This is a genomic window from Myroides sp. C15-4, assembly GCF_050522745.1.
Classification (GTDB): Bacteria; Bacteroidota; Bacteroidia; order Flavobacteriales; family Flavobacteriaceae; genus Flavobacterium.
Genome location: NZ_JBMVQX010000016.1, coordinates 59,615 through 73,111, shown reverse-complemented (window position 1 = coordinate 73,111; position 13,497 = coordinate 59,615). Strand labels below are relative to the sequence as shown.

At 37.2% G+C, this 13,497-nt stretch carries 6 protein-coding genes; 2 read left to right on the top strand and 4 right to left on the bottom strand.

From position 1 onward, the window contains the following. Positions 1 to 154: 154 nt before the first annotated feature. Genes ACPDHL_RS09065 through ACPDHL_RS09055 form a run of 3 tightly spaced genes read right to left on the bottom strand, consistent with a single transcriptional unit; the run spans position 155 to position 7,680 of the window. Positions 155 to 667, bottom strand: coding sequence for a gamma carbonic anhydrase family protein (locus ACPDHL_RS09065; protein ID WP_430532447.1), 513 nt, complete (start codon positions 665 to 667; stop codon positions 155 to 157). A 48-nt stretch (positions 668 to 715) separates the two neighbouring features. After that, entirely contained in the window at positions 716 to 1,726 is a 1,011-nt protein-coding gene (locus tag ACPDHL_RS09060; protein ID WP_430532446.1) for a PorP/SprF family type IX secretion system membrane protein, read from the bottom strand. Positions 1,727 to 1,734: 8 nt separating this feature from the next. After that, positions 1,735 to 7,680, bottom strand: a complete 5,946-nt coding sequence (locus ACPDHL_RS09055; protein ID WP_430532445.1) for a T9SS type B sorting domain-containing protein — start codon at positions 7,678 to 7,680, stop codon at positions 1,735 to 1,737. A 345-nt stretch (positions 7,681 to 8,025) separates the two neighbouring features. On the opposite strand from ACPDHL_RS09055, the gene ACPDHL_RS09050 reads away from it, so the two are divergent. Then, entirely contained in the window at positions 8,026 to 8,925 is a 900-nt protein-coding gene (locus ACPDHL_RS09050; RefSeq protein ID WP_430532444.1) for a NifU family protein, read from the top strand. Positions 8,926 to 9,025: 100 nt separating this feature from the next. Here the strand turns inward: ACPDHL_RS09050 and ACPDHL_RS09045 are convergent, their stop codons facing one another. Then, a complete protein-coding gene (locus tag ACPDHL_RS09045) occupies positions 9,026 to 11,305 on the bottom strand; it encodes an inorganic phosphate transporter (protein WP_430532443.1) in 2,280 nt (759 codons plus the stop codon). Positions 11,306 to 11,496: 191 nt separating this feature from the next. Between ACPDHL_RS09045 and ACPDHL_RS09040 the strand changes: the two genes are divergently transcribed. Then, positions 11,497 to 13,494 (top strand): thioredoxin domain-containing protein, encoded by a 1,998-nt coding sequence (locus ACPDHL_RS09040; RefSeq protein ID WP_430532442.1) that lies wholly within the window; start codon positions 11,497 to 11,499, stop codon positions 13,492 to 13,494. Positions 13,495 to 13,497 lie beyond the last annotated feature (3 nt).

The following is a 13,497-nucleotide window of genomic DNA, read 5'->3' as shown; positions in this document are numbered from 1 at the left end:
TTTTCCAAACCATTTATTACTATATTTAATAATGAAGTTAATGTTTAAAAACGGTCAACCATATTTAGGGACGTTCATCCATCACTACTCACCATTCACTACTCACCATTCACTACTCACCATTCACTACTTACCATTCACTACTTACCATTCACTACTCTTGATACCAACTCGAATACATCACATAATTATCTGCGATACGTTGGGTCTCTCCAGCGAAGTCAGAAGCGTTAATATCTTTTACTTTTTTAGCAGGAACACCAGCGTAAATGCTTCCTGATTCAACCACTGTATTTTGTGTAACGACAGCGCCAGCAGCAATTATGGTATTACTGTGTACGACACAATTATCCATTACAATAGCCCCCATCCCAATCAATACATTATCGTGGATGACGCAACCGTGAACCATAGCTTGATGTCCGATAGAAACATTATTTCCAATCACAGTAGGGTATTTTTCATACGTACAGTGAATAATTGCACCATCTTGGATATTAACCTTATCTCCGATTGTAATTGCATTTACATCTCCACGTATCACCGCATTAAACCAAACACTGCATTGCTTTCCTATAGTTACATCACCAACGATCGTTACATTTTCTGCGAGATAACAATCTGCTTCGATTTGAGGATACTTTCCTCTTATTTCTTTTATAATCATAAACTAGCATTTAAAAAAAAAGTCCCGATAAATATCGGGACTTTTTTTTTAATCATGTAAGTTTGGACAATTACAATCCAACGAACTGCGTTTTGCAAATATATTCACACCTAGTGTAAATAAGTGATAACCTCCTTTATTAAACGTATTATCCCCTAGCTCATGCGTGTAGGTGTACGTTAAGCTAAAGTTTTTGTAAGAACCTCCGATAAGAGGACTCAAACTTTGAAGTGCTTGTTTTTTAGTTTTACCACCTTTCATATATTCTTCGTTGTCAAAATCACGTCGGTAAGAAATCCCTGCCCATAATTTTGCATTGTCGAATGTTTTATACACTTTCATGTTGATATCAACAAGTTTCAATTCCGTTTCTTCAACGTATTGAAGTAATACAGAAGGCTCATACATCCAACCACCGTTGAATCTTACGTTACCAAAAGTATAACCTGCACCTAATAAATAACGGCGTAAATTATCACTTTCTACATCCGTATAAAGTTCTCTCTTACTCGTTACTGCATTCTTCACTGTCAACATAGAGAAGAAATTTTCTCTGTGATAAGCAGCTCCGAAGTCTACGGTAAAGTAACTATCTTTTACTTCTAGACCACCGCTTAATGTAGGGTCGTAGATGGATCCGAATTTTGTTTCGTCTAATGTAACACGAGAGAAACCAGCACTCATACCAAAAGACAACATATTCAACTCATAACGCGACTCACTAAAAGTAATATGGTGAGCATACGTTAACTTCGCTCCAGCTTCAGAATGGTATCCATTTTTATCTGAGAAAGCGATGATACCAATACCCGATCGTTCTCCGATTCGGGTATTAGCTGTTAATGTTTGCGTTTGGGGAGCATCATCTACATCTCCCCATTGTTGTCTTATAGCTCCTCGCACCTGTGTACTATTTTTTAATCCCGCCATTGCTGGGTGAAGTAAGTAATAGTTATCAGACAAATAATCCGAATAGATAGGTAATCCACCGTCTTGCGCATTACTCATTTGAGTAACCAATAACGCAACTGCTAAATATCTTTTCTTAAATATCTTCATATTCTAACTTATCGTTTTAATGAGAAATGTCCTTTAAATTGAACTTTTCTAGGCACTTGATTCGCTTGTCTAGCTTCTTCTAAATATTCAACAGTAAACCAGTAATCTGTTGACGGCATCGGTTTCCCATTAAATGTTCCATCCCATCCTTCTTGAGAAGGGCTAAGTTGTTTCAATAATTTACCAAATCTGTCGTAGATATAGATTACAGCTTCAGGGTGTCCTTTTAGTGCTGCAATGTTCCAAGTATCATTAAATCCGTCTCCATTTGGAGTAAAGAATTTTGGATATCCTAAAACAAAAATGTCTAAATATTGTGGACAAATTGATTTCTCATTTTTATATCTAACCCAAACTCTATGTGCACCATTTGCAACATCATAGAACACTCTTGAATCTTGATAAGCTCCACCATCTAAAGCATATTCAAATGTACCAGACTCTTGCGGAGAAGAAATGGTCACCGTGACTCTTTCATCTCCATCTAATTCACTGATTAATCCTTTAGAATCCGCTCCTACCACTTTGATTGGAATTTCCTCAACAAATGTAAGCGCTACTGCACCACTGGCTGTAGAACATTTTTGTCCTTTGTATTTTACAACGACTCTAAATGTATTACCTAATGCTGTATCTTCTACTACGTAGTACGGTTTAGTTGCTCCTGGAATAGCCACAAATGCGCCTAATGCTCCTGCACTTTCCCATTGGAATTCATAATCATCTCCTTTATAACCAGAGTCGATAGTGAAAGGATCTACTAATTTACCTGTATTGTAATCAATACAAACTACCGCGCCTTGTAATACTGGTGCAATTGGGCTTTCCTCTACAGTCAATGTAAAAGTAACCTCAGCTGTACACAAGTACGTCTCATCAGCTGTGTCAACACGTTTAATAACAGCCGTAATTTCATGCGTGCCAATTGGCAAGTTAAAACTACCTACCTCAGCTACTGGAATCGGTGTATTGTTATATACGTACATGATTCCTAATTCTCCTACTGGAATATTTTGAGTTCCAACAATTTCTGCAGAGAACTGATTAAGGTCAAAATTTGCTGTTCCATTAGGTCCTGGAGGTGTTGCACATGCTTCAATTCTCGAAGTATCCGTAGTATCAATATCAAAAGCTTTTACTTTTTCTTCCACTTTTAATGTCATTGGTCCTACATAAGAACAACCTGTTAATTTATTTTCTACGCGAACGTAAATTACTTGCAGACCACCTTTTGTGTTTGTATAGGTATAATCTGCAGGAATTGCTTCACTAATATTGTGAACTAATGCATCTGCTTCTTTCACATAGAAATAGATTTCGAAGTCTTCAGGTCTTCCACCATTCAAGATTTCATCTCTCTTTTCTAACAAATTAAATGTAGAGAATCCTGTATTATTTTCTATACAGTGTAAGAAGACAATATCATCAAACACAGGTAATGGATCTACAACTACATCTAATGGTACGATTACAAAACACTGTGCATCATACGAACCTAAAGTTACGCGAACATATACAGTTGTACCTGTCGATTCGAAACGTGCAGGGAATAAAATCTCATCTTCTTCATCCTTTATAGTAGCACCTAATTCTGTATTATAGTACATAAAGAAATAGCCTGAAGATTGATTTGCAATCTCATATTCACGACTTGTTAAATCGAATTCCGCACTACCTGTTAACCTATCTGCTAAACACTTATGTATCGCTCTAGGTGTATAGGTAACATTTGGTATAGGGTTCACTTGTATAACCATCGATACAAAACTTCTACATCCATTAAAGCTTGTCACCCCTACCCAAATTGTTTGAGGGTTACCTAGGTTTTCGTAATGTGTAGGATCAGCAATTGCATTGCGATCTTGTTTAGCATCATATTCATTCTCGTAATACTTTATTTCTACACGATCAATTTCTCTACCTAAAATTTGAATTTCTCTTACTGTTAAGTCAAAGACTGTTCTACCTGTATTTGGCAACTCTGGTTGACAAAGAATGATAGGCGCAGGAATAGTCAAAGCTAAAGGTTTATTCACAATCAGTTTAAAGCTACCTACTGCAAAACAGCTAGATCTTTTGTTGTACACTCTATACCAAATCACTTGATTATCGCGTGTATTGACAAAATCTGCAGGATTCGATATTGCGTTTGTATTCGCATTTGCATTTGCTTCACTTAAATAATACTTAACCTCTAAATTCTGTCCAGTATTATTTGGATCTGTTTGTGCGTTTACAATCACTTGTCTTTGAACGGTTAAATCAAAAGACGCAAAATTTTGTAAAACATCTGCTGAACACATCACTAAGTCATCCAATTCAATTGGTAAAACAGGTGAAGTAATCACTTCTAATTCTAATGGTTTCACAGCAAAACATCCTCCTCTTAATTCACCTCTCACATAGATTGTTGCACCACCAGGAGTCAAATTCGTATAAGCTCTTGGGTTAGGAATAGGAAAGACATTGTTTATTGCATTGTCTTCTGTTTCAAAGAACGTAATAGCGATACTTGGATTGCCATTTTGCAAATCGTTAACTAAAGCTAATAAATCGAAAGTACCGATTCCATCTGTAGATACACTACAAATTCCAACAGCCTCTTCAGGGATATTCAATACTGGTGCAGCTAACACTTTTAATGTAAGTGGACGTAAAGCTGTACAGCCATTCTCTGATTCGAAGCGCACATAAATGATTTGTTCATATGCTACTGTATTACGATAATTTATTGCATTTAATGGATTAACCTGATTTACAGCATGATCTATTGTTTCATAGAAACCAACCATCAATCCAGTACGTCCAGCTAAAAATTCATTTAGGTACTCTGATAAATTGAAATTCGCAAATCCAGAATCCGCTGCCTCTTCACATACTGAGAAAATAGGCAATGTTTCAATTGCAGGAGCCTGAATTGGAACAATTACTAAATTAGACAATGTATAACATCCCGTAGCAATTGATTCTACTCTTACCCAAACGCTTCTTGTAACTGTACTAGAATAGTGTTGTGGATTAGAAATAGGGCGCACTTTTAAATTTGCATCATTTCTTGATGTATAGTAGGTAATTTGATATTCACTTGCGTTTAATCCATTTAGTATTTCAAGTTCATTCGTTGTTAAATCAAGAATGACCTCTCTATTTAGATTTTCAACACATACGTTTACCTCTACAAACTCATTCACGACAACCTTAGGATGAACGACTAAATCAACCTCAACAATTGCTGAACACGTTCCATTCGTATACGCTACTCTTGCATAAATCGTTTGATTATTTGGTATGTCATTAACAAACTCTCTACTCAAATCAATAGCATTAACTACATTGGTTGCGTTGTCTAATGTTCTGTAGAACGTTACTTCTAATCGAGCATCAACAGCATTATTTAATACTAGTGGAATAGCCTCGTTTAAATCAAAACTTCCAACTCCATTTGCTGCAGTAGCTAAACTACAAGAAGTTAACACCACATTTTCATTTAATACAGGTAACTGAACAACTTCTAAATCTATTGTTCCATAGTTGAAACATCCTGTTGATAAATCTGTTACTCTATACGCAATTGTACCTGTTCTACTTTGATAAGCATTCGTATTTGGAATTAAAGTAGTACGATCATCGTTCATGGCTCCTTGTAGGGTCGTATAATATCTCACCTCAGCAACCAAGCCACCAGCAATTCTAGCTGTATAAGAGTCTAAGTTAAAAATTCCGTTGTCTTTATTGTCAATCGAACAAGCGTGCATCGGTGCTAAATCATTGATCACCGGTCTATCATTAGCAAATAACATAAATGATGTTGTTGCATAATGATTTTCATCGGAATTACTTTCAACGCGCACATAAACTGTCATCGAATTTCCTGTTCCTGTAAATGGATAGTTTGCAGGTGTAGCAATCGGATTGGTTTTATTATCTGCATTTTCCATTGATGTGTAATAGCTAACCGTATAGTTGCGATTATTAAAATACACCAATGGCGTTTGAACCGTTAGGTCAAAATTCGGTACCGTACCATCTAAATTTCTACAAGCATATAAATTCGGTAAAGTTGTTAAATTGATTGGGCATCGCTTAGCAATTACCTTAAATGAATCAATTACATAGCACTCTGTTTCTGGGTGTGTTACTCTCACCCAAATAGTACGTTCAAGTATACCTGAAGTTTCATTGAATACATAGATGTCATTCAACGCATCTCTATCTGCGATAGCTTCTTCTTCTGACAGGTAATATTTAACGTCATAGTTTCCTCCAATACTAGGGTTCACATCTGGTAGATGGAAACTAGCTCTTCCTGTTTCTGGTTCAATACAAGATTGTAAGTTTTCAATTTGTCCTAATACAGGGGTATCTTTTACCACTACAGTAATATAATCCGTATAGGTACAACCAAAATTGTCAACTACTTCGTAGGCATACGTATATTCTCCTGGAACATGTTGAACCACCGTAGCGGCACCTCTTCTGCCTGTTTCAACTAAGCCTGAAGCAGGTAACCAACGTTCGCTCACCACTTCTGGTTGAAAGGACAGATCGGGTAAATCGAAACGATCCGCAAATGTAATGGAGAACCCATCTAAAAATCCTGAATCTCCAGCCCATTTATCTTCAATCTGCAATAACCAATTCCCATTTAATGTTTCTCCTAGTTCAGTTCCATCTTCGTTTGTTACTATATTATTAAAGGAGTTTCTAGCAGGGGTCGTAGCTGGTAAATAGTCTCCAGCTGGTAAACTAGGTCCTCCACTCGTTGCTGCTCCTTCACGCATTGTTTGGTCAGCATTTGGGGTAATACAGTACGTATAGAAAGAAGGAGGATTCCCTAAATTATAATGTTGATTCGTAGTAGGTGTGTCCCCATACGTCAAAAGATTTACGGAACGACCTCCTGGACCGATTAGTACAATATCCAAATCCCCTAGATAGGTATGGTGGATCCTAAAACACACATTTACGATATCTGGTAAAGAATCCAATGTAGCACTTGCACAAAACTGTTTAAATTCAAGTGTACTGGTAAAAATACGTGCTTCTCCAGTAACGGGATCTTTTCCATCTGGCAAAGACACTGGATTACTTTCTGGGGCAGGTGGATCGTATTCTACTTCTTTTAGTTTTACTATTGCATTTAAATTAATTGGTTCTCCAACGCAATAAAATGCTTTGTTTGCTGTCAGATCAAATTCGGCCTCTGCTTCAGCAACCTGTACAATAAAGCTAAAGAAGTTACTACAACTTCTAGCCGTATTTGCCTTTGCTGTAAATCGAACGCGATAAGCTCCGGGTTCATTAAATCGAATAGCCCCATTTCTTCCTTCTTGAATTACGCCATTATCAAAGTCCCATTGGAAAGTAGCTCCATCTCCATTACTAGAAAAGTCAGCATCACCAAATACTTTAACTTCTTCTCCTAAACATACACGGATCACACCCAAATCTTCCGTACAAGCAGGTTCTATATCTGATGCAAAAGCGGGTATCGTTCTCAACAAACGAGGTGAAATGGTTGGACAAGGAGCATTCTCACAAGATATATTTGCACTAAACCCTGGTCCTGTTGGATCATCTCCAGTTGACCAAGTCAGTGTCATACACCCTTGCTGATTTGATACAGTGAAAGTACGTCCATCAGGAATTGGGTTGTCTCTTGTATAGGGACTATCTCCGATAGGTTGCCCTGCATCACTAAGCGTCAACGATGCTCCTCGACCTAGTAAAAAACTAGTAAACTCTAGGCGAATTGTTCCACCTGGAGTATCGGGACATAGCGTCATCGTTATTAATTCATTTTTCTCATAGTTTCCAGTTCGTCCCCCTGTATCATACAAAGTACCGCTACAAACATTCAAACGGCCATCTGCAATTATAACAGGTTCACTAACCTCTTGGGCAAACATCATTCCCCCAAGCAGTAGAAACACAAATAATAAAAATCGTTTCATAAATGATTTTATTGGTATATAAACATTACTCTTACTCATATGTCTAGATTTTAATTAAGATCAAAGCACATTGTTCTTTGATGATATAAATCAATCATTGGTTTACTATTCCCTGTATAACCATCGCTCCGCGCGTAGTTACAACAACTACTTTTCTCATAATTAATTACTCTACACATTATTGCAAAATTTAAAAATTGTACTTATTTATCTTCGTTTGAATTACTTACCCTTTCGAGTCGCTGTTAATTCATACTTAATTATATGTTAATTATATGTTTAAAAAACCAAATATACAGATTCGTAGAATATAAGTTTGTTAATTTTGAAAAAAAATAAAACAAAATGTCACAGATTAAAATTCAAAATACTCAAAACCCTGCAATTGTCAAGTTTATCCTACCTGATTTTGTCACTAAGGGAGACAATCATGAGTTCAAAAACATTGATGAAACAGCTCAATCTCCTTTAGCGCGAGAACTTTTCTACTTACCTTTTGTAAAAACGGTATTTATTGCAAATAATTTCATTGCCATTGAAAAATTTTCAATTGTTGAATGGAATGACGTACAGGACACTGTCGCAGATCAAATCCAAACTTTCATCGCTAAAGGTAAGAAAATCTTAATAGAATCTAAAGGTGATCACAAAAAACATCCGATAACGATTTATGCTGAATCCACTCCGAATCCTGCCGTGATTAAATTTGTAGCGAACAAGCTATTAACCAAGCAAGGTGTTGAGTTTAAAAACATTGATGAAGCCAAGTCTTCTCCACTAGCCAAAGAGCTTTTCAAATTGCCTTTCGTGAGAGAAATCTTCATTGACGAAAACTATGTTTCGATTTCAAAATACGAGGCTTTTGATTGGAATGAACACATTCAACCTACGCGTTCTTTCATCAAAGAGTTTTTGGAACAAGGAAACCTAGCGGTTGATGAGGCACTCGTAACCAATACAGAAGAGCTAGAAAAACAAGCCGATATTCACTTTGACTCTCTAGATGAGAAATCACAACGTATTATCAATATTTTGGAAGAAAACGTGAAACCAGCTGTACAAGCCGATGGAGGAAATATCGCTTTCCAAAACTACGATGAACAAACCAATGTTGTTCAAGTGATCTTACAAGGTGCTTGTAGTGGTTGTCCTTCTTCTACGTTTACTTTAAAAAATGGTATTGAGAGCATGTTAAGACATATGCTTGCTGATAACCATATTGTCGTAGAAGCAATTAATGGTTAAAATACCGTATGCTATAGAATAAAAAAGCGCCTATTCGGCGCTTTTTTTATATCAAAAAACGGCAGTACTTCCTACTGCCGTTGTATTTTTAAGATGAGCATTAGCTCATAGATTTAACTTTCTTTTTTCGCTGATCGATTTCAAATTGTTCGAACAACTCCAACAAACCAATAGTCGCTTTGACTAGATCATCGGTTTCAAATAAAACAGAGAAATACAATTTACTATTTTTCGGGCTTGTCTCCGTCGTGCGAATACGCACGATTTGTTTTTGAATCAACTTATCAATCGTTTGTGTAATATCTTCTTTTTGCGCTAACACCTCGCCAATGCGATCAAAACGCTCTTCCATAAAAATAGCACCAACCTCATCAAGAAATGCTTGCAACTTATTGTCAATTAATTTTAAATCTCGAATCTGATTAAATTTCAATTTCTTGTGGTTGTTATCAACATGGGTATAACTATTTTGTGTGATAAACAAAGCTGATTTAATAATGTCTTGTAAAAACCCTAAAGTAAGTACATAAAACTTACTAGCACCTACCGAAGTTTCATCCAAGTTTTTAATAAAGAAATACACATTTCCTCTTAGACTGTCCACTTCTTTTTCCAACTGTTTTAGCTTCTTTCTACACGCTTTTAAGTCGGCGTGATCCTGAAGGGCAACTCCGTCAATCACACGAGTATACAACTCATTGGTACGTACGATTACTTTAGCAATTTGTGCAGAGCTTTCCGAAGCGACTTCGTGAATGGTAACAATGTCAAACTTATTGAGCTTTTCCGTCTTTAATTTCTTCTCTTGTTCCAAACGCTGGTGCATCTTATTGCTTCGATACAATAAAATCCCCACTAAAATCAGCATCGCCACCAAAGCGTACACTTCTCCTATATATAAAATATAAGCGGTAATAAAAGCAGCAATAAAGGCAACGATGGCTGTAACAAACCAACCGCCAATTACGTTAAATACTCCTGCCACGCGATACACAGCAGAGTCCCTATCCCAAGCGCGATCAGCAAACGACGTACCCATAGCTACCATAAAAGTTACATAAGTCGTAGACAAAGGCAATTTCATAGATGTACCAATCGAAATTAAGATACTGGCCACCATCAGGTTTACTGAAGCACGAACCATGTCAAAAGCAGGCTCATCTTGTTTATTTTTACTTTTGGTTGTTACTGGCTGTTCAAAGCGTTTATCCATGTGGATTTGCCATGATTTCGGTAGAAAATAGTTGATAAATCCACCCAAAATAACCATGCTACGTACTAATGCTCTGGACAATAAATTAGGAGAAAATTTCTCATCTGACGAATCTGAACTTTGACGTGCTAAGCTCATTTCGGTTTCAATTACATTGCGTGCTTTTTTGGAAGTCCATAAAGTATATACCATAATTCCTCCAGCAAGGAAAAGAAAATAAAAAGGCGCTACCACATTTTCTTCCGCTAATTGTCCCATCATAAAAACATCGGCTGCTTGACCTGAGCTTTGAAAGAAACCATAGGATTGCACCGCTGCAATTGGCACTCCAATAAAATTCACTAAATCATTTCCAGCAAAAGCCAAAGCCAAAGCAAAAGTTCCTATAATAATAATAACACGTAATATATTCAGTTTGAATACAGACATTAAAAACTGAGAAAAGATCGTCCAAAAAACAAAACTTCCTGCTAAAATAAGCAGTTGGTTGTGATCAATCCAATTCGATGCATCTGCTGTTAAGAAACTGGATCCTTTGAGTCCTTTAATTAGAATAAAAAATGAAATTGCCGTAATTGCTGTTCCTCCAAATAAGGCACCAAAGTATTTTAATTTTCGCTCTACTTGAAAGGTAAAAATCAAACGCGAAACATATTGTACAATCGTACCTAAGGTAAAGGATAAAATAACGGACAACAAAATACTGACGACAATCTCGGATGCCTTTTTCGTATTGATATACGAAGGTAAGGTAGACCAACTATCCCCACTAGTGACAATTTTAACTACAGCCAAACATACCGCTGCTCCAAGTAATTCAAATACAATAGAAACGGTTGTAGAAGTGGGTAGTCCCAAGGTGTTAAATACATCCAACAGTAAGACATCGGTGATCATTACGGCTAGGAAGATAATCATTACATCGTTGAAGGTAAACATACTGGGTACAAAAATCCCACTTCGAGCAATCTCCATCATCCCGCCTGAAAAGACGGCTCCAAGGAGGATTCCCAAAGATGCTACAAGCATAATCCCTTTAAAGGACATGGCTTTTGATCCAATCCCAGAATTTAAAAAGTTTACAGCATCGTTACTTACTCCAACAGTCAAATCTATTATCGCTAATATCCCAAGGGCTATCAGCATTACAATAAAAATTTGTTCCATTTATTCTTTTATTTTTTGCGTACTGCAAAAGTCATTATATTTCTACAAACCAACGTTAACTTAATGTTATCCTTTTGTTGTTTGGCTTTTGGCTTTCGTTGTGAGACTTTTGGTTCACCATTCACCACTCTCCATTTTCCCTTCTCTCTTCTCCCATTTTTTCCTTAATTTTGTTATTCAATTCCAACCCTATGAATGAACTCAAACACACATCAAATCCGTACTTAAAACAACATGCCACCAACCCTATTCACTGGAAAGCATGGAATACAACTGTCTTTGAAACGGCAAAAGAACAAAACAAGCTGGTCATTGTCAGTATTGGTTATTCCACTTGCCATTGGTGTCATGTGATGGAAGATGAGAGTTTTACTAATTTAGCGGTTGCGGAAGTAATGAATCGCCATTTTATTTCGATTAAAGTGGACCGAGAAGAACATCCCGACGTAGACGCTTACTATATGAAAGCGGTTCAACTGATGACCAAACAGGGTGGCTGGCCGTTAAATGTAGTCTGCTTACCTGATGGAAGACCCATTTGGGGGGGAACGTATTTTCCCAAAGCAACCTGGGTTGATGTCTTGGAACAACTTGCACAATTGTATCAAAATAAACCCGAAGCAACACTTGAATTTGCAGAAAAACTACAAGAGGGAATCTACATCATGGGCCTAGCACCAACTGCTAGAGAAGAGCATCGTTTCAATCTAACTCTGCTTCTCGATCAATGGAAACAGAGTTTTGACTTGGAGTATGGAGGCTATCAACGAGCCCCCAAATTCATGATGCCAACGAACTTACTTTATTTACAAAAATTAGGAGACCTCAAACGAGACAAAGACTTGTTGCACTATGTAGATTTAACCTTAACGCAAATGGCTTGGGGTGGTATTTTCGATGTAATCGATGGCGGATTCTCTCGTTATTCTGTTGATTTTAAATGGCATATTCCCCATTTTGAAAAAATGCTCTATGACAATGCACAGCTATTGAGCGTATATAGTGATGCTTATAAACGCACACAAAACCCGTTGTATCTGGAAGTAATCTCTAAAACGGTTCAGTTCATTCAAACGCATTGGACTTCAGCACTGGGGGGTACCTATTCTGCTTTGGATGCAGATAGCTTAGATGCCAACGGGGTTTCAAAAGAAGGTGCTTACTATGTGTGGACTGAAGCTGATTTACGTCATCTCTTAGGGGATGATTATGCTCTATTTGCCCAAGTATTCAACATCAACGACTTTGGATATTGGGAAGACGAAAACTACGTTCTCATTCAGAATCAACCCTTAGAAACAATTGCACAAGCCAATCAATGGGATATTTTTGCCTTGAAAGAACGCAAAAAACAATGGGAAAAATTGCTCTTACAATCGCGCAATCAACGACCAAAACCCTTGCTAGATGACAAAATTATCTGCAGCTGGAATGCCATGCTCATCACGGGACTACTCGATGCCTACAGTGCTTCGGGTGAATCCTCGTATTTGCAACAAGCAGAACGCATTCACCTCTATATTCAGCAGTATTTACTGGATGAAGAACTTGGTCTTTACCATTCGTCTCACCATCAAAAAATACAAACCCTAGGCTATTTAGACGATTACAGTTTTTACATCCAAGCACTCCTACGTTTATTTGAACACACAGCAAACCAAGGGTATGTATGGGAAGCCAAGCGCTTGATGGACCTGAGCTTAGACCTATTTCTCGATGAAAAGAGTAAATTCTTCTATTTTAGTCAAGAAAAACACAGTGATACAATCTTGAGAAGTATCGAAACAGAAGACAATGTCATTCCTTCTTCTAACGCGATTATGGCCCATAACTTACTGTATTTGGGCGTGTTGTTTGAACACCGCTATTACAGTGAACTCGCTCATCACATGATCGAGATCATGCAGTCTCAATTGGATTATCCATCAGCTTATTCCCAGTGGTTGTTGGCGATGTTGTATACCGAATCACCTTCGGAATTGGCAATTGTAGGTAAAAATGCAGGAGAAGACAGCTTGCGTATCCAAGCCAATTTGGTTAGCAAAACCTTTATTTTCCCAATCAATGAGCCGAGTACAATCCCTTATTTTACAAAATATTCATTGCGTACTACAACACAGTATTACCTTTGTGAAAACAGGCATTGTTTAACGCCAACTGCTGAATTAAGTCCTTTAATTAAACTGTAATTT